We start from the raw sequence: 16,966 nt of genomic DNA, 5'->3' as shown, positions 1-16,966 counted from the left end.
CATCACCCTCTCGCTAGTTCGAGGTCACCGGCATAGCCTTGTAGCAGTTCCCAGAGTTTCTTGATGCCTTCGGGATCAGTCAAACCGTAGGTGTCTATCTGGATTGTGATGTTATTCGTGACTGAGCCTGTGACACCTGCGGAGTATGTTTTGGTTACGACCCCGGTTTCTTCCTCTTCGTAGTTTAGTTTTGGCTCGATGTCTATTTTTCCGAATAGCCAGCCAAAGAGGAAGTTGTAAATCCCTGCGAACACTTTCACGATACCCTCGAATATTGGCACAAGAACCTCTAAAATCGGCACAAGAACATTTCCGAGAAGCTCGCCAAGAATCTCGAAAGGTCGCCTGAGTTTTTCTAAGACGGGTTGAAGCGGTTTCAAGAAACCTTCCATGAATGCTTGGCTAAGGCCTAACATCCTGTCAAAGTATCCGACAACACCACCGACGACAGTACCAAGAGCGCTCATAACCATCGAAACCCCGGACATTGATTCACCTGTTCCAGAAATTCTCTCGATAACTGCTTTAATAGCATCGGAAAATTTGTTTTCCTTGAATGTCTTATAAGTGGTTTCAACTTCGGAAGCGAAGAGCTTGAGGTTTCCGACCAGCTTGTCCCACCAGGTTTTCTCTTCTGGAGGTGTTTCTGTGTCTGAAGTGTCGGACGTTTGACTATTTCGAAGCTGTTGTTTAAGTTCCTCAAGTGCTGCTGCAAGACCGCTAAGACCTTCTTTTGAAGACTCTATCTGTCCTTTGAGAACTTCCAGGAGGTTACTTGCCTGTGGGTTGTCAGCTACGAGGTTTTCAAGCATAGAAACGACCGATAGCATACCATCTGACATAGTTTCAATTACAGGCGTTAAGGTATCTATGGCGCTTATTAGAAGGTTGAGGGTCTTATCAAGCATGCTCGTGGTATCTTCGTCAAGTATAGAGTAGCTTTCATTTTTCGGCCCGAAGCCTGGAACTACATAACCACCAGACTTGTAACCGCGCTGCCTGATGCCTTCAAGCATGGCGATAAGTCCTGGATAGCGTTTGACTAACCATGCAGGAGCTACCCACTCGCCACCATGTACGACACCAGCGACTTGATTTGGATCAACAGGGGCTGTATAACCACCGCTTTGATGGGGTGGAAGCCCACCAGTTACAATATCGACCGTCACAACAGCGAGACCTTTGAGCTCCTTTAACTTTTCTGCTATCTGATTCAACTTTGCAAGTGCTATATCTTCGCTGAGCGTCATATCTGAGTTAATAGCATCGAACTCTTTAAGTAGGTTTTGTATATTCTGATACCATTCAAGCGTTTTTTGGACATATGCTTGAGCTTCAGGTGATAGTTTTTCAAAGTCCTTTAGTAACGGTTTCAGAGAATCGTACACTTGTTCAGAATTGGCTTTTACCAGCGCAAAATAAGTGCCGAGATCTTCTGCTGGTTTACCGAGGGCTTGAGTAAGACCAACATTAGCAATATTGAGGTCTGCAAGCTGTTTCTCATAATCTTTTTCAAAGAGTTTGGGAATGATATATAAAGCTACCGAGAATGCAAGACCAGCAGCTGCACCGCTTTTTGTGATAATGCCAATTCCAGCGGCAACAGCAGCGGCCGTTAGAACTTCCTTTATGGCATCGCTAAGTGATTTTTCCCCGTTAGCAACTTTGCTGATAACATCAAAAGCGAGAGCAGCTCCAAGAATCCAAGCACCGACAGCAAGCCCTTTTGCGGCTCCTTGCATAAATCCAATGCCTTTGAGTGCATTGACAATCGAATTTGCAAACGTTGTAAGTGTATTAGCTGCCCAAGTGGCCGCAAATACTAGCGGAATATATCCGGCAACTTCCCCAGCTGTTTCACTACCTGTTAACTGTGTAATGGCATAGCTTATGGCATCTTTTATAAGTCCTAGAACATTGAAGGAAATTTTGAAGGATTCACCTACAATTGCGGCCATGTTCTTTCCAAGTTCCGCAAGTTGTTTTATGGATTCATCTTGTTCTTCGATTGTTGCACTGAAAATGGTGAAAAAGTCAACCTTCTCGCTTTTTTTAGTTGCTTCTTCAGTTGCTTTACGGAGTCTTTCACGAACTGCTGAAATTGCTTCATTCGTTTTCTTCAGGCCTTCAGCGAGTCCACCGGTTATGTCCGTGAAAAATTCGAGTGTAACGCTTAATCCGGCTTTCACCGTATCTAAGCCAAAAGGCTTTTCTGAAAAGTTTTTCTTAAATTCATCAACTTTCTTCTTTAGTTCTGAATTGGCATACCATTCTTTTAGAGAGTTAGCTATATCAAGCGTTGTATCCAAAACCCACTTGATGCCTGATATTACAGCACCAACAACAGCGGTTATACCCGCAGCAAGATAATGATCTTCACCCCAAAGCTTAGATACTTCTTTCTTTGTTGTGGCCCAAGAATTATCAGCTTCAGCTATTATTTTTGTGGCTGTTATGGCTGTTTTTAGCTCTTCCCAGAACCACTCAAAGCCTTCTACAATCCCAGCAGCAGTAGCGATGATGCCAGCCGCGAGATAATTCCCTTCACTCCATTCTTCTTTTACCGCTTTCACAATATCATCCCAGGTAGTATTGGCATCGCTTATTAATTCCGCAGCTGTAACAACTCCGCCCTTTATGTTATCCCATAACCATTTGACAGCACTGATGACAAAACCCACTGTGGCGGTTATGCCAGCCGCGAGATAATCGCCTTCTTGCCATTGTTCGGATACTTGTTTTTTGGTTTCTTCCCAGGAGTTTTCAGCTTCAGCAATCGCAAGTGTGGCTGTGAAGGCCTCCTTAGTTTGTTCCCAAACCCACTTCACAGCGGCAATTGCAAAACCAACAATGGCAGTTATACCGGCTGCAAGATAATGCCCATCTTTCCATGTTTCAGCTACTTTTTCTTTCATTTCTGTCCAGGAGTTGTCGGCATTAAGGATTGAAATGATATTTTCTTTTGTCAGCTCTACTTCGTTCAAAAACCATTTGATGCTATCAAAAGTAAGTTTCAGGGCACTTATAGCAATGCCCTTTATATCCCCTTCTTTTATTGCCTTGACGAAATTTTCCCAGTCCGCAGTAAGTGATTCGGGTGAACTTTTACGCCATGTGCTCACAAGTGCTTTCCATGCCGCACTTATCTCATCCCATTTTGAAATAATCACTACCGCACCAGCTACAATCGCACCTATCAGCAACGTCCAGGGGTTAGTTATGATTGAGATGCCAGTCGTCACAACGAACGAAACAGCTTTCCATGTCAAAGCAAGAGTTCCAAAGATAGCCAACAGTCCCGCAAAGGACATGCCGAGTTTTATAATTGACTTTATCGTGTTCTTACTTTCAGGCGAAAGATTAGCCAAAGCGTTGGAGAAGTTCGAGACGAGATCAGCTATTTTCTTAACTTCAGGTGTAAACAAGCTACCAATTACTTCAGCTATATCACCAAGTGCGGCGTTAAAACGTGCTAATTGCACTCCTGTGGTATTCTGGAGTAACTCAGAATAACCACCGAGACGTTCGGTTATTAGGTCAATCGCTTGACCTTGCTTTAATTGTTCTTGAGTGAGTTCGCGGAGGAACGGAAGAGCTTCACCAAGTTCGCCAGTTAGCCCCGCCTGAGTTTTAGCGAGGTTCTTCATTGCACTAACCAAGTCCATTCCTACGACTTGATTCAGCAATACAGCCGCTTCTGTCGCTTCTTTTATCTTATCTCCGCTAATTCCCAAAGAAAGCCCTAGAGCTGAAATACTTTCGAGAGTTTCGTTACCGACCCCGGTCATGTTTTGTAGCTCATTAGCAGTCTGTTTCAGCTGCTTGAGTAGATTTTTATCAGCATTTGCAAAACGATTAATGGCTATCTCAAGTTTTTTCGTGGCGGTTTCCTGTACTGCCCATGCTTCGGTGGCTTTCTTGAGCCCGTATGTCATACCGGCAAAAGCTGCACCGCCCGCAGCCCCGAGTTTAGCCATATCGTCCATGAGTGATTTCCAGCTCTGTTGCATTTTCTTTAGACCGGAATCGAACTCTTTCATATTCAGTTTGACTTTCGCTTCTAAAGCCGGTAGTGCCATTCGCATCACCTCAAAAAAAGCGGGGTCAGTGCCCCGCCTTCGCTTTTTCCATTTCTTGCTTTTCTAAATACTTTCGTTTTTCTCTATACGCTAGCCAGAAGGTCAAATCTCGTTTTGAAATCTTCTGAAGAACCTCAGAAACGTACGGAGTATGCCAATACTCCGCAGCTATGTCGTAAATTACATAGAAAAAGGTTACATCGTCTGACTCCTTGCCTCCCAGGAGTTCGAGGGCATTATTGAAACTGTTCTTGGTCGATACCTGAGAGTTTCATGATATCCTGGGCTATCTTGGAGAACGCACCCGCAGGTATCCCGGTGTCTAACAGAGTCTGAACCTTGTCTTCTAGCGTATCGCCTTCGATTTCTATGTCTATTCCCCATATAACCGTGGCGTAAACCCTGATATTGTCAATCTTTGCGCATTCAGCCTTCCATTTTGGGTCATTTGTGTTTGGGACTTCTTCAAAACGCTTGAGCTGTTTGTTGAAAATCTTCGTGACGGGTGGTTCAGGATAAGGGTATTCGTCCTCTAGCTTGTCTCTGAAATTTATTCCTATCGATTTGATAGGGATCTCCAAAATCGTTCCGTCTGCTAATTCTACCTTCGAAACTCCCTTCTGCTGGAACTTGCCTTTGTCAGCTTTGCTCAGCTTTGTGAGCTTCACTACCTTATTAGCCATTTAGCTCCCTCCTCACTTAGTTTGAACTTCCTCAAGAACTATCGTGCCTTCCCAATATGGAACTTCACCGACAACCCTCTTGAGTCTGAATTCGTCAGGTGTGAAGACACATTCGACTTCACCGTTCGTCTTTTCAGTCTGCAACTTGACAGTGCTACCGTTCTTTTGGGCAATGTACAGCCCTTTGAGCCACTCGTAGGTATCATCGTCCACAACTACCTCGAAAATATGAAATTGTACGGGCTGTCCAGGTAGTTTCTCGAGGTATAACTTACCTGTCAGTGGGTTGCGGTAGTATTGCTCTTTGGTATTCCTTACATAAGGCTCGTAGCCTTCTACATACTCAAGGACCTTTCCGTTAATGGTAATCATGCTATCGTCCTCCCCGTGGCTCGGATAACGACGTTTTCCTCAACTGCTTTGGTCTTGGTTAACGTCGCTGAGGGATTCTCAAATCGGCAGCCTGTATATGTCTCGGTTACGATAGTTCCATCATTCTCGCTGGTGTACTGGATTGTGAGTGTAAACGTCTCGTCAGCATCGAAAGCTTTTTGGACGTTCCAGTCAGTTGGCATATACCGCAACCGAATTTCGTACTCCACGGCCTGCCGCACTTTCGTGATGCTTTGCTGTTCTACGTCCTGATAGGAAAACGCCCTCTCACGAGCCGCGATAGTTACGTTCTCAACAAAAGAAATATCCGGGCTGTTGGTTAGCCCGGACAGTGTTATTGTAGCCTCATGAAGGGTTCTTACATAGCCCATTAGACCACTTCCCGTTTAGCTGCTGATATCTCTACTCTTTCAGCTACCAATTGCCCTTGGTCGTCCACAAGCTCGTGGCTGTCTATCTGGCAGTGATGGTAGTACTCGTTGATTGTAGAGCCATCGTTTTCGTTCAGATAGCTATGCTCAAGCCTGAAGAAACCTTGATCTATGGTATCCCTTATCGTGGCGTCGTCTATGAGCCATTTATCAAACCCGAGTTTGTGAGTCTCGCTGGTTTTGAGTGGCAACCTATAATAACGGTCATATGGCTGAATAATCCGCTTCTCTACCTGCTGATGAGCTCTGAAGTTCGTGACGTAGCTTAAAGAAGTTTGAGTGCTCGAAACACCTTGATATTCCACCATGAGCGCTGCTGGAACGTCGGAATCTGATAGAATGTTGTTCTGGCTGTAATAAAGCTGGAACCCGGTTGATGTGAGTGTAGCTGTCGGACTTTCAGGCGTTGCGAGCTGATACCAGAATACATACGGGTGCCAGTCAGCCGAAGAATAAATATCGGTAACAAGATTGTTTAGAGCTGTTGTAGCATCTACGCTTGCACCTGAGTAACCAATCGGCTCCCAGCTCGTTCCATCTACATATTTCCAACCGTTTAGATATCGTTTCCAGTCGTCTTCAGTAGGGGTATAAGTATCAGGCCAGCCAGCTATCGAAGAAGTTCCTAACTCTATTCTGAAAGTTAGTGAACCTGGGTCACCAGCACCTGTGGATATATTTTCCTTACTTCCAGCTACTGAATCCAATCCGACTGAGACAAAGCTTACAAGAATACCGTTATAGTTAAAACAAAGAACGTTTGTTTCATTTGTCGCTAAATTTGGAATATAGCTATCGTGGAAGACAATATATGCCCAACTACTTCCATCATTAGCGATAAATGTACTTACACTTCCGGCGTCTCTAACAGCCCAATCAGCGTCAGTCCCTTTTATTACCTTTAAATCCCACTTCTTCTCAAATGTTCCGCTTTGGAGATTTAGGGTATTCTGTATACCAGCATATCCAAACAGCGGATACCCGCTTGGGATTTCGATTTTGTCGGAGTGCGGGGGTTCGTAGTCGGTAGCGCTGGAGCCTTCTTCAAACTGAATGTTTGATACTTGAAATGGGCTAACAGTGCTTTGTAATTGAATTGCAATACGGATATATTCCACATTAGCAGGAATGGTAACCGTAGCTTGAACCTCAGTAGTTGAAGAGTAGAAGATTTTAAAGAATTCTTTTGCAGCCCCATACGACCAGCCACTTAGACCTCCAGAATCGTTTATTTGGTCAACCATTAACACTTTGTTTTTGTCATATAGTCTTATGCGTAGCTCAGTCGTGATTGAGGCATCGAGCTGGTATGAAATCATATACGTCTTTCCGGGCACGACTGGAATGTAATCCGTTACCATTCCTCTGTAATCATACGGAGCGGAAATGATATATGTATCACCTATTTTTGTAAAATAGTCAGTAGTACCAAGGTCATAATTACTGCCAGATTTATCTGTCCAAGTGGTTCCTATTAGATTCTTTCCCCGGTTTTCAATGCTAATCGCCTTCTCCCCGCTCGGCCAATCCCAGCCAATGCAGGCGGCGGAGTCAATATAGGGAATCTCTTTTGATAAATCATCAGCGAGAAGGTCTGACCAGTTTGTGAGAGCATAGGCAGAAGCTCTTGCAGAGTCTAAAGCTCCCATTTTGGTAAGGTTTACGGGTATCAAGCCGTCTATGGCAATACTTCCGATATTACCTATTTGAACATTCAGCGAGATTTTGATTTTGAAATATGCCGTACTTGTCGGGGCTGTTAACTTTCCATAGTAAATTGACCAGCTTGTAGAAGTTATTGGATTTATGAATGATGAGCTGAGGTAAGCTTGTGAGCTGTCATACCATCGAATTTCTATCAGAGGGTCGTTTGTCTCTGTGTTCTCACTTTCTTCTCGCAGGTAGATTTTAACAAACAACTCCTCACCGGCTGTAATAGGATAGGCGGTAGAAGTCTGTATATATATTCCAATTGTACCAGTACCGCCAGTGTTATCGAAATATAGCTTCTGAGCATAGCTCCCAACTACTCCTGAGATAAGCGAAGCGGTACTGTTAGATTCTTTAACCCATCCATCAGCAAGCCCGTCGCTATCACTATCTACTTCAAAATTCCCATACTTCCCTAGCAAATTCACGATGGTTGTGCCGTAGAGTTTGAGGGAACTGGGAGTCTGGTCAATGCCTATGTCAGTTATGAGGTTCGCAGGGGTTACAATGCCTGTCTGCTTCGTCTCTTCCTTTTTTATCGTCAGCGTTGCTTCACTTGATGCGTATGTATAAGCCATATTGTTTTCACCTCCAAAAGAAAAAGCGGGGACAAGCCCCGCTCATTGTTTGTTAGTCTAATCAAGTCACGCTCCATGTACCGAAGATGACGCCTTCGGCACTCATGGTGTTAGCTTCTTCGCCTTCTTTGAACTGAATATTTCCGGGGTTGAACCAAACTTTGGTGAATGTGTAGGTCTCTTCAACTGTCACGCCGTCGTCTGCATAGATTTCGTAAACAATGTCAACGGTATCGTAAGGGATCGTTGCGTCGCCATCAGACGTGGATACCCACGCAACGCCGTCAACTGTTCCACATGTCAACGCTTCGTAAGCGTTCTTATCGCAATATTTGAACGAGAAGGAAACCTTTCCAAGGTTTGCAAGGGCGTCGCCTTTCTTTGCATGTGCAAATGCACCTTTCTTGTCTTTTACGATTATTGGGTCACCTTCAGCTGGTGGGGTAAAAGTGAAGTCCCCTTCAGCAAAAGCTACCTCAAAGGAAGCTGGTGTGGTAGCATTTCCGTCTTTGATTATCAGCTTCCCATCGCGTTTGTTCTTAACTATCGTGCTTATTGCCATTCGGCATACCTCCTTACACGGTTTCTATGTATTTCGCTATAAACGTTATGGCCCCGTAATGCCAGTTCGTTCGTTCGACCACGTTGAAATTCCTATCCGTGATCTCGACTGTCAAGCCGTTATCAAGTGTGATTTTGTTTTTCTTCAAAAGGGCGTTCCAGACAGCATCCCGCATATCATCGAGGGAGTAGACTCCGTCACGAGCGTAAAGGTCGATAACAACCAGCTGCCTAATCTGCTTTCCCTTCACACTCTGACCCGTGACATCTCCCGTGGCTATGTCGTCAATATATTCATCGGAGTAGTAAACCCCGATGTACTTGTCCAAACTCGTAGTATTTAATCCCTGCCCAAAGTCGATCTGGTAGGTCGCCCCGAGATTGTCGAGTATGTACTTGTTGAAGTACTGCTTAAAAGCCTTCATTTTCGCATCAGCTCCCTATAAGCCTTCTCAAGACGGTTAAGGAACTTAGGCCTCATCTCTTCCATCGAGCGTGTAAACATGAGATGCTTGATGCCATGGCGCTTACAAAACTGATACTCAACTCTCGGAGCATATTCGACATTCGTAAAAACCCTGCCTTCAAGATCTCTTTCTTTGATCTCAACTGCACTGGGTTCTTGTAGGCTTTGCTGGAGCCTACCCTTCTCGACAGGGGTTTTCTGGACGATACGGGTACGCAAGTCCATGACTGTGTCCTTAATCACATTAACCGCTTCTTTTCTGGCTTCTTCTCCAAGGTCACGGATAGCTTTTTCCCATTTTCTTTGCACGTCTGGCGGAATCACAAGGCCAATGAAATTACCCATTCTCTACCACCTCCCAGACTTGGAAGTCCGGAAGAATGGTAACACGTTTTATGTCGTACCTTTTACCGCTTATCAGAACGTAATCAGTCCCCACAACGGGTTCGAGATCGGTGTCAGCATAGACCTTGTAAGAGCCTTCCTGGAACCCTAGTTGCATATCTGCTGGTTGAGCTGGAGTGATGATGACTTTTATAGCTGTCTGAGTGACCGTCTCAGTCTCACCCGTTATGGGATCGAAAGACTTGGAAACCTGGCAGAATGTCCCATCTTCGCTATGCCATAGGAAAATGTTATTCATTGTCATAATTCTGCACCCCTAGGGCTCCGTAGGTTTCGAGCGACTGCCAAGAGTTCGGCTTTGCTAAACGTCTCGCTAAGCCCACCTGCAGAGTAGGAGTTCCAGCGCCGTATGTCAGTAGCTATCATCTCAAAACAATCAGCCTGTATATCGTTCCAGTGCACGATTTTTGCTTGAACAAAGACGTAACCGTCATACGCTGTGTCAAGCGTAATTTCGCCGGTTACCTTATCAACCGTGCCGGATAGTTCTTCCTCATACTCGTTGTAAATCTTCTCAGTGTAAGTCTCATCCAGATGCCGGAACGGAATTTGCCATAGAGTTTTATCCAGACTTTTTGGTTCGGCTTCTACTACTTTTACTTCGCTGTTTAGGCTTATTATCTCCTGAAGCTCCGTGTCGCTGAATATTAGGTTGTTCTGGTCTTTGTCGTTTATCAGCAGTCTCGCGTATTCTAGGTTCGTCATCTTCTATCGCCTCCAAAACGGCGTATTTCGGATCCTTTGGCAGATCTACGATGCCGTTTTCTACCATGTAAGCAATGCCGTCAACGATAACACTTTTGGAGTTGTTCTTTACTTTGAACTTCAATAGAACCACCTCACAAAGAAAGAGGGGCTTTAAGCCCCTCATCTATTAAACTATCGTAAAGATACCAGCAGCATCAGGATTTCTGAACTCAAGTGTGTACTCGCCTATGAGCTGCCCTTTGACGTAGTCACCGGTCTTAGCAAGTTCTTCGTAGAATGCAGCCCTGCCCTTGAGCGGTTTGACAGCAAGCTTTGAAGTGTCAACAATTATGATTTCATTTGCAGGGATGTGGGGATCAGTGTAGAGTGTGAGATCGCCATATTCGGACAGGTACTGTTTAACCTTTCTACCCACTGTCTGGTCGCCTTTATCGATAACGAGCTTGGAGCTTTCGAGGTCAAGGAAGTTGGTCATTGTGCTGGGATTCATCCAGGCCTCTTTCACGACTCCACCAGCGTCAACAATCTGCTTCAAGAAAGCCTTGAGGTTAGCTTCAGAGAAGGAAGCGCTTGTTGTGAGACCTTTCTGGTTGATGAACCATCTAAGTCCACCAAGGAGTCTCGGAGTTGTGTTGTCGCTGGGTTCAAGCCTGACACCGTTTACGATAGCTTTTTCCATCCAGATCTTGATTCTCTGGAGTTTCCTTCTGACTTCATCAGCAAAGACGTCTTCATTTACGTACTGTTGTACGGAGAGCTGTGTGCCAGAGAATTTGACATAGTCCCTGAAGATCTGGGTCATGTTGTATCTCTTGACTTTCTGTGTGTAGTCCATATCGGCGTATTCTTCAGCTTCTTTACCGGACACAGCGATAATTTCAACGGTTACACCGCTGGAGTGGTCGGCGTCGTTCTCAAGAACGGAAATTGTGAGGGTGTTGGTTCCTGAGTCAACAGCTGTTACCCTGTAAAGGGAGCTCTCAACCTTGATAACAGCACCAGGGAGTATCCCAGCAACAGAAGCAACGGTCAGAGAACCGCCGCCTGTCAAGTAAGCCGCTGACAATGTGGTATTGAATACGGGCAGAACATCGTCCCACCATTCATACCTTGTGGAATTAACCGCCTGAGCGGCTATCCCTATCTTGTTGAGAAGTGGCGTTTCGGGAAGATTGAGCATAGAGAGTACGGGGGAAACGTCCACCTTATTTTCCGCTATGTCAAAAGTTGTTAAAAGACCTGTTTTAACTGCCATTTACTTTACCTCCTTGCTTGTTGGAAAATTTGCTTAATAGCCTCATGTGGATCTTTAGGTAATGTTGGGGTCTGGGATTCAGGGCTTGTAAAAGTGCCCTGTTCCATAGATTTCAGTTTTTCAGTTACCTTCTGTTCGATGATTTCATTCAGCTTTGTAGCGATAGTGTCGATCTTGCTTAGAAGTTTGTCCTTCGCTTCCGTCAAGCTGTGGTCTAATAAATCATCTAGGTTTACCAGTTCGGCAAAGTCCGCCGGAAGCCCTTTGGCTTGTAAATGAGCTGCCCTCAGGTCTTCCAGTGCCGCCCTGCGTTCCTCTCTCAGGAGCTGTTCGTACTGCCCCTTCTCTTTCATCTTCTCGATTTCCTGTTGCTTCCTCAGTCGTTCTTCACGGGTTTTGATAGCCTGTGTCACCCGCTGGTCAATGATGGATTGGAGCTCCTTCTCCGAGAAGATATGAATGTCTTTAACACCGAGCTGTTCAGCTGTTGCTTTGAGAACCTCCATAGGGTTCTGGTCGTCGTGAATAGCCTCTTGAGTCTCGTTAGCCTCAGCCCCCGCTTCTGGGTTCTGAGCTTCGATCCTCTCATTATCTGCCATTTTTCAAACCTCCTTATTCTTCAGTTGCCCACTTGCATTTGTATTGGATAGCTAAACTCTTAGCTTTGGCAGCTATGGAAGCATCTTTCTGAGTGTTGGCCCTTCGATATGCGGCCAACAATCCAGCACACGAAACTTTCCACTGCCCGTTAACTTTCTTTTTGAAGGGATAACGCCGATTTTGAGGATCCAGGAAGACATGAGCCGGCATATCTTCACGCTTAGTTGAATCAGGCGGTGGAACGTTCTTCCAGACCTTATCTTGCATTGCCTTTGCCATATAATCGCCTCCTTAGAATCGCTTAGGAGCCGAGAATTTCTTGTGAATCTCTGACTTAGTCCAGCCTTCTTCTTCCACTTCGCTCTTTGAAATGGCTGTAAGGATTGAACGACATTGTATATGCGGGTGAAGGAAAGTGCCTGTTTTAGGGTCGGTGATCTCCAGATTCTTGTAAGTTGTCGGATTGCTTTGTATAAACTCGTTGACAACATCCACCGGCCAAGGGTTAAGTTGCACACGATTGCGACACCAGATGGTAGTCTTTTCATCCAGCGGGTTTTGCCAGAGGTAATAAGCTATCCTGTCTTCATGGCTCTTGAGTGAGTCATAGCTCGCCTGCTGCATCACCCGCCCCACTTGGTCACGTGCCATGACGGGGATTCTTCGTTTCCCGTTTGAAGGGATCTTTTCCAGAAGTCTGTTGATCACCCTCTCGTAAGAGTCGCCGTTCATAATTGCCACTGCTAACTCGTTTTGAGCTATCCGAACCATGTCAGCTGTGTAGTTCTTCATGTAGGTTAATCCGGCATCTATGAGCCTTAACGAACGTTGCGGTATGCCTTGGAAGGTCGCTTTTATTCCAAGTCTTCTGAGTTGAAGCTCCCAGGCATTCTTGTATAACGCTTGTTGGAGCTTCTTTGAGTCTTTGGCAAACTCTCTTGCAAATTCGCGAATGGCTTTCTTAGTTCGCTCTTCTATGGCCTTGAGACTTTTCGGAGTGACTAACTTAGAACTGCGAAGCTTCTTAATCTCTTCGAGACGTTTAACTAACCGCCGTAAATTCCTACGCAGAAAGGCTTCTTCAAGCGAATCAGCGAGTCTATATAGCTCCCGTATCTCCGGAAACATCGTTTTCACCGCCCATAAAGCGTGCTGCGAGCATTTCAATCTCTTTGTTTATCTTCTCCTGTTCAGCTTCCCAGTCTATTCCCAAAGCCTGTGCGGCTGTTTCTTTTGATACGAGGTTCATGCTGATTAGCTGAATCCACCTATTCAGGTCTTCAACCTCGTCAGCTGGTATGACAGGTCCTGCTTTTATTTCGATGTTTGGATTTTCCACACCGTCCATCATGAGCGCGAGTCTGGCAATCTTCTTGAAGGCTTCGAAGTACACGTCGCGGTAGTTTTCTATCTTCCTGATGAGTTTAGAAAGCTTCAATTTCAAAGCATACCCAGATATATTTCCAAGATCGTTGAGTATCAGCTCAGGACATTTATTTCTTAGGTAGTTTTCCAACCTATCGTAAGTCTGCAAGAGTGAAGGAATGACGTTGCCTGAATACTCCAGGATCCGAATGTCTTCAGCGTTGACAGCCCAAATGTTATCTTCACGCTTCAAGGAACCTGGGTCAGCAAGGTTTTTGGCTATGATTCGGGGTTTTGCGTAAACGTCCGCAATGGCAGTTATTCGGGAAAGAATCGAATTCATCTCATCTATCGTGTCGCCTATCCTTTCAAGCTCCGATTCACCCCATACGTCATAGTTAATCGATGGGATATTCGGTGCGAAGACGAACCAGAACTCGCCATATCTATTTGGTACGTCTATAACGGTTTTCTCATCGTAGAAGATCTGGACTCTATCACGGGTGTAAACTTCCCGAACTTTGATAGTCCCATTCTCGTGTGGCATCTGGTACTTGTAGATCCATGCCACAATCTCACCGTATTGCTTGACGTATTCAACATCGCCATTCAGGAAGTTGACCAGCCCGATTCGGATTTTTCCATTGTCGTCTCTTCCTACCTTCGCAGCCGTATCACCCAAAATCAGACCTTGAAGCGTCATGAGTTTTGATAGAGTGTCGAAGTTATTGAACTTCAAGATCTTTTCAAGCCTTTGGGTGTTGGCTTCGTTGTCAGGGTCGTATAACTCAATACCTTTGCCAAATATCAAGCTTAAATCCGTGCTGATAATCTCAAAAGCGTAATCCACAAGGCTTTTAGTCATATGCTTGACCCGGCCTTGCTTATCCGTGTCTATGAAAAGCTGGTTCTTTTCGCAATACTGTCGGTCATAATCTCCATAAAAGAGATCCCATAACCTGTAATAGTTCTTTGCCATGTGACCACCTCACAAAATATCCTCGGTAAACGAGAAGCTCCGGGGTTTAGAATGCCCCCAAACAGCCAAAGCCAGTGCTATGACGCAGTCATCGTGGTAGCCATCGGGAGCACTCATTTTAAGGTTTCCTGAAGGGCTTATCTGATATTCGAAGATCTCCAGCTCATTGACTAACTCCGGAATATCTTCATAGTGGATTGTTCCTTGCTCTATCGCTAAAGCAAGGTTGTTGATAAGTTGTTCTTTGGAAGAATGGTTAAATTTGAAGCTTTCCACACTAAGACCTTGACGTCTCAAGTCTTCAAAAATCGGATCGCCAACACCAGTAGAATCTATCCAAATAGTTCCAGGGTATTTTCGATCCACCTGCTTGATTCTTTCCATTTGCAAGCTCCAATTGATTTGGTTGAATCTTTCAAAGTGAACCAAGTCGCCATTTTGATCAAGGACACAAATAACTGTGAAGTCCATATATTTGGCAAGGTCAACGCCCTTATAAAAAAACTCTCCAGGTTTAGGATCCCGGAGAGTTTTTCGGATATTCTTTCTAACTCCCCGAAAAACACCGCCTGTATCTTCCAAAAATTCCGCGAGGTATTCTTGTCTAAATGCACGTTCAGGCAGTGTCCTTCTGGCTTCTTCAATCTCTTCAGGCTTTAAGTATGGATTTTCAGAGGATGGATGTTGCCACGACTGATATTCTGGAAACTTCGGGTCTTTGCCTCGTGTCCACGTTCGGAAAAACCAATTTCTACCTTTAGGGGTGCTAATTATTATGGCTCTTCCGTTCCTATCCGATAAAGTTGGTCTTAAAGCTTCGTGCCATACTTCCTCTTTGATTCTGGCTGCTTCATCTACTATCAGAAGATCTAAACCTTCACCTATCAGCGAGTCTGGATTGTCTGCTGACTTTCCAACAATTTCCGTCCCAAAGTTGGTAACAATTCTCATTTCGGATTTAGAATTTACACAGCGGCCGTTTGCTTCCCACAAGAATTTCCGAGGCCTAACATACTTATAAACTTCTCTGAAGACCTTCTGAGCCAATTCATATGTTGGCCCAACTACCCAAACCCTTTTATCTTTCATGAACACATAAGGAAGAATCTCAATGGCTGAATAGAGCGATTTTCCCCATCTTCTGCCGTTGCAGAGAATTTTGAACCTCGCATCAGACATAAACGCTTCATACTGTCCAGGATGTGGTTTGAAACCTATATCGTTTAGGAATTGTTCTTTGTTCATTTATCAAGTCCCCATCGCTCCGCAACGGCTTTAAGAAGGTCTTCAGCAGTAGTTGCACCGGCCCCGGAGTTCTTAAGCTTTAGATCAATTCCCCTTAGAAGTCGGTCGTAAATTAGAAGTTTTTGGGATTTCTTTATATTGGGATCTTTGAACCAGCTAAAAAGCTCCTCATTCATTTCGTCCAGCTTTTGAAGATCGTCCGGGATAGTTTTCTGAATATGTTCCTGAACTATTGTTTTAGAAATCTCAGCTCGCTCTTCGCGAACCGCTCTCAGAAAATTGGCAATTGCAGTTTTACTGATGCTTATCCCCTTTTCTTCTTTTAATTCTTTCGATATTTTGCTGGAAGACATACCCTCGGCATATTTTTTGAGGACGTAGTCTTCCAGTTCATATTGCTCGATTTTACTGGGCCTGGGCATGCTTCCACCTCGCTTTCGTTCAGATATGAAAAGGTATGGCAAGGTATTTAACTTGCCAGTGCAAAAACAAAAGGCCCCGAAGGGCCTTCAAATTAATGATTAAACAAAAAGCCCCGAATATAGGGGCTTTTGCAGAAGTTAACCACTATACATAGTATATCACAACTTGTTTCAAATTCAAAATTTAAGTTCCCCCTGTTCTCAAAAATTTTGCAAGCTCAAACGCAATATGGTTTAATGTCCTAAAAGCTTTTATTCTCCAGTATCTACGTGCATTAACGCTTCTTTTTGGTAACCCAACCAGCATTTGTCCAATCTCTTCGAGGGTCATCTTTTCCTGGTAGCGCCAAAGCCACACTTTCTTTTCATCCTCAGACAACTTCTCGACTGCTTCATCCATTTTTTCCAAGATTTTTACAACTTCAGCGTCTCTAAAAATCTTGGAATTATAGTCTTTTTCATGTTTTCGACAGTATACTATTGATGAAGTGTGAACCAACATAGTCTCTGTATATCTTTCTAACACATCCCTTTTACGCCATAGCTCGTGAACTTCCTGCTTCACTAACATTTTTCCCTCGATGACCTTATCTAGAATTTCCCAAATGCTCGGGGCGGTTCTCATCTCAACCACCCCTTTCTTTTTGCCTCTCTTTCAGGTATAGCGCCTCGACTTCTTCATATGCATTGATAAAGTTCAAAGTCGCAGTAATCAGCCTGTTGTTGAGGCCGTCCAGCGGAGTTTGCTTTATTTTGCTCTCTATATTCTTAATCTTTTTTCTGAAACGATAAAGAAGCGAAAAAAGAGGATATACATCTGACAAGGCTTTTGCTGTGTTTTTCAACTTCTTTGACATTTTCCAACCTCCTCAGAGGATTCTTTCTTCTTAAGTTCTTCATAGATCTCTAAAAAATGCAGAGAAGCCCGAAGCTGAGAAAGCATTCCATACACATGTACATTCGCTGGCATTTTTGCCAATTCCGAGACAACATTCTCTATCTTTTTCTTGTGCCTGCTTAAGAGTGAGTATGGCTTATATGCGATACTAAGCGCTTTTGCGATTTCTTTCTTCGTCATCCTTTATC

Annotated in this window: 20 protein-coding genes; all 20 read right to left on the bottom strand. The window is 44.4% G+C overall.

Features of this window, described 5'->3' with window-relative positions; translation table 11 throughout:
- Nucleotides 1–2 precede the first annotated feature (2 nt).
- On the bottom strand, nt 3–4,079 hold the full coding sequence (locus IX53_RS00745; protein ID WP_047753724.1) for a phage tail tape measure protein: 4,077 nt from the start codon (nt 4,077–4,079) through the stop codon (nt 3–5).
- 236 nt (nt 4,080–4,315) lie between these two features.
- Nucleotides 4,316–4,762: a hypothetical protein gene (locus IX53_RS00740; protein WP_047753723.1), complete on the bottom strand. Its 447-nt coding sequence runs from the start codon at nt 4,760–4,762 to the stop codon at nt 4,316–4,318.
- Between the two features lie 12 nt (nt 4,763–4,774).
- Nucleotides 4,775–5,134, bottom strand: a complete 360-nt coding sequence (locus tag IX53_RS00735) for a hypothetical protein (protein ID WP_047753722.1) — start codon at nt 5,132–5,134, stop codon at nt 4,775–4,777.
- Nucleotides 5,131–5,526, bottom strand: a complete 396-nt coding sequence (locus tag IX53_RS00730; protein WP_047753721.1) for a hypothetical protein — start codon at nt 5,524–5,526, stop codon at nt 5,131–5,133. The genes IX53_RS00735 and IX53_RS00730 overlap by 4 nt, the downstream gene beginning before the upstream one ends.
- A complete protein-coding gene (locus IX53_RS00725; RefSeq protein ID WP_047753720.1) occupies nt 5,526–7,874 on the bottom strand; it encodes a hypothetical protein in 2,349 nt (782 codons plus the stop codon). Before IX53_RS00725 ends, IX53_RS00730 begins: the two co-directional genes overlap by 1 nt.
- Before the next feature lie 61 nt (nt 7,875–7,935).
- Nucleotides 7,936–8,436 (bottom strand): hypothetical protein, encoded by a 501-nt coding sequence (locus tag IX53_RS00720; RefSeq protein ID WP_047753719.1) that lies wholly within the window; start codon nt 8,434–8,436, stop codon nt 7,936–7,938.
- Between the two features lie 13 nt (nt 8,437–8,449).
- A complete protein-coding gene (locus IX53_RS00715) occupies nt 8,450–8,860 on the bottom strand; it encodes a hypothetical protein (RefSeq protein ID WP_047753718.1) in 411 nt (136 codons plus the stop codon).
- Nucleotides 8,857–9,246: an HK97 gp10 family phage protein gene (locus tag IX53_RS00710; RefSeq protein ID WP_047753717.1), complete on the bottom strand. Its 390-nt coding sequence runs from the start codon at nt 9,244–9,246 to the stop codon at nt 8,857–8,859. Before IX53_RS00710 ends, IX53_RS00715 begins: the two co-directional genes overlap by 4 nt.
- Nucleotides 9,239–9,550: a hypothetical protein gene (locus IX53_RS00705; RefSeq protein WP_047753716.1), complete on the bottom strand. Its 312-nt coding sequence runs from the start codon at nt 9,548–9,550 to the stop codon at nt 9,239–9,241. Before IX53_RS00705 ends, IX53_RS00710 begins: the two co-directional genes overlap by 8 nt.
- Nucleotides 9,547–10,011, bottom strand: coding sequence for a hypothetical protein (locus IX53_RS00700; protein ID WP_047753715.1), 465 nt, complete (start codon nt 10,009–10,011; stop codon nt 9,547–9,549). The genes IX53_RS00705 and IX53_RS00700 overlap by 4 nt, the downstream gene beginning before the upstream one ends.
- 169 nt (nt 10,012–10,180) lie before the next feature.
- Complete coding sequence (locus IX53_RS00695) at nt 10,181–11,269, bottom strand: SU10 major capsid protein (protein WP_047753714.1); 1,089 nt, start codon at nt 11,267–11,269, stop codon at nt 10,181–10,183.
- 5 nt (nt 11,270–11,274) lie between these two features.
- Nucleotides 11,275–11,868, bottom strand: coding sequence for a DUF4355 domain-containing protein (locus IX53_RS00690; protein ID WP_053001078.1), 594 nt, complete (start codon nt 11,866–11,868; stop codon nt 11,275–11,277).
- 13 nt (nt 11,869–11,881) lie between these two features.
- Complete coding sequence (locus IX53_RS00685) at nt 11,882–12,148, bottom strand: hypothetical protein (protein ID WP_047753713.1); 267 nt, start codon at nt 12,146–12,148, stop codon at nt 11,882–11,884.
- Nucleotides 12,149–12,160: 12 nt separating this feature from the next.
- Nucleotides 12,161–13,006, bottom strand: a complete 846-nt coding sequence (locus IX53_RS10395; protein WP_156173064.1) for a structural protein — start codon at nt 13,004–13,006, stop codon at nt 12,161–12,163.
- A complete protein-coding gene (locus IX53_RS00675; RefSeq protein ID WP_082128421.1) occupies nt 12,969–14,213 on the bottom strand; it encodes a phage portal protein in 1,245 nt (414 codons plus the stop codon). Before IX53_RS00675 ends, IX53_RS10395 begins: the two co-directional genes overlap by 38 nt.
- A gap of 9 nt (nt 14,214–14,222) precedes the next feature.
- The gene (locus tag IX53_RS00670) at nt 14,223–15,458 is read right to left on the bottom strand and encodes a terminase large subunit domain-containing protein (protein ID WP_053001076.1); all 1,236 of its coding nucleotides are present in this window, start codon (nt 15,456–15,458) and stop codon (nt 14,223–14,225) included.
- The gene (locus IX53_RS00665; RefSeq protein WP_047753712.1) at nt 15,455–15,880 is read right to left on the bottom strand and encodes a hypothetical protein; all 426 of its coding nucleotides are present in this window, start codon (nt 15,878–15,880) and stop codon (nt 15,455–15,457) included. The genes IX53_RS00670 and IX53_RS00665 overlap by 4 nt, the downstream gene beginning before the upstream one ends.
- Before the next feature lie 184 nt (nt 15,881–16,064).
- Entirely contained in the window at nt 16,065–16,445 is a 381-nt protein-coding gene (locus IX53_RS00660; RefSeq protein WP_218916073.1) for a sigma factor-like helix-turn-helix DNA-binding protein, read from the bottom strand.
- Between the two features lie 61 nt (nt 16,446–16,506).
- Nucleotides 16,507–16,737, bottom strand: coding sequence for a hypothetical protein (locus IX53_RS00655; RefSeq protein WP_047753710.1), 231 nt, complete (start codon nt 16,735–16,737; stop codon nt 16,507–16,509).
- Nucleotides 16,722–16,958 carry a hypothetical protein gene (locus IX53_RS00650; protein ID WP_047753709.1) on the bottom strand — a complete coding sequence of 79 codons (237 nt, stop codon included), beginning with the start codon at nt 16,956–16,958 and terminating at the stop codon, nt 16,722–16,724. Before IX53_RS00650 ends, IX53_RS00655 begins: the two co-directional genes overlap by 16 nt.
- Nucleotides 16,959–16,966 lie beyond the last annotated feature (8 nt).

The sequence above is a fragment of the Kosmotoga pacifica genome, assembly GCF_001027025.1.
Taxonomy (GTDB): Bacteria; Thermotogota; Thermotogae; order Petrotogales; family Kosmotogaceae; genus Kosmotoga_B; species Kosmotoga_B pacifica.
Note: the sequence above shows the minus strand (reverse complement) of the source record. Positions and strands in the feature narration are given on the sequence as shown.

Excerpts from the sequence above, each read along its gene's own strand:
- IX53_RS00745 (WP_047753724.1), bottom strand. The coding sequence starts at position 4,079 with ATGGCACTACCGGCTTTAGAAGCGAAAGTCAAACTGAATATGAAAGAG.
- IX53_RS00740 (WP_047753723.1), bottom strand. The coding sequence starts at position 4,762 with ATGGCTAATAAGGTAGTGAAGCTCACAAAGCTGAGCAAAGCTGACAAA.
- IX53_RS00735 (WP_047753722.1), bottom strand. The coding sequence starts at position 5,134 with ATGATTACCATTAACGGAAAGGTCCTTGAGTATGTAGAAGGCTACGAG.
- IX53_RS00730 (WP_047753721.1), bottom strand. The coding sequence starts at position 5,526 with ATGGGCTATGTAAGAACCCTTCATGAGGCTACAATAACACTGTCCGGG.
- IX53_RS00725 (WP_047753720.1), bottom strand. The coding sequence starts at position 7,874 with ATGGCTTATACATACGCATCAAGTGAAGCAACGCTGACGATAAAAAAG.
- IX53_RS00720 (WP_047753719.1), bottom strand. The coding sequence starts at position 8,436 with ATGGCAATAAGCACGATAGTTAAGAACAAACGCGATGGGAAGCTGATA.
- IX53_RS00715 (WP_047753718.1), bottom strand. The coding sequence starts at position 8,860 with ATGAAGGCTTTTAAGCAGTACTTCAACAAGTACATACTCGACAATCTC.
- IX53_RS00710 (WP_047753717.1), bottom strand. The coding sequence starts at position 9,246 with ATGGGTAATTTCATTGGCCTTGTGATTCCGCCAGACGTGCAAAGAAAA.
- IX53_RS00705 (WP_047753716.1), bottom strand. The coding sequence starts at position 9,550 with ATGACAATGAATAACATTTTCCTATGGCATAGCGAAGATGGGACATTC.
- IX53_RS00700 (WP_047753715.1), bottom strand. The coding sequence starts at position 10,011 with ATGACGAACCTAGAATACGCGAGACTGCTGATAAACGACAAAGACCAG.
- IX53_RS00695 (WP_047753714.1), bottom strand. The coding sequence starts at position 11,269 with ATGGCAGTTAAAACAGGTCTTTTAACAACTTTTGACATAGCGGAAAAT.
- IX53_RS00690 (WP_053001078.1), bottom strand. The coding sequence starts at position 11,868 with ATGGCAGATAATGAGAGGATCGAAGCTCAGAACCCAGAAGCGGGGGCT.
- IX53_RS00685 (WP_047753713.1), bottom strand. The coding sequence starts at position 12,148 with ATGGCAAAGGCAATGCAAGATAAGGTCTGGAAGAACGTTCCACCGCCT.
- IX53_RS00675 (WP_082128421.1), bottom strand. The coding sequence starts at position 14,213 with ATGGCAAAGAACTATTACAGGTTATGGGATCTCTTTTATGGAGATTAT.
- IX53_RS00670 (WP_053001076.1), bottom strand. The coding sequence starts at position 15,458 with ATGAACAAAGAACAATTCCTAAACGATATAGGTTTCAAACCACATCCT.
- IX53_RS00665 (WP_047753712.1), bottom strand. The coding sequence starts at position 15,880 with ATGCCCAGGCCCAGTAAAATCGAGCAATATGAACTGGAAGACTACGTC.
- IX53_RS00655 (WP_047753710.1), bottom strand. The coding sequence starts at position 16,737 with ATGTCAAAGAAGTTGAAAAACACAGCAAAAGCCTTGTCAGATGTATAT.
- IX53_RS00650 (WP_047753709.1), bottom strand. The coding sequence starts at position 16,958 with ATGACGAAGAAAGAAATCGCAAAAGCGCTTAGTATCGCATATAAGCCA.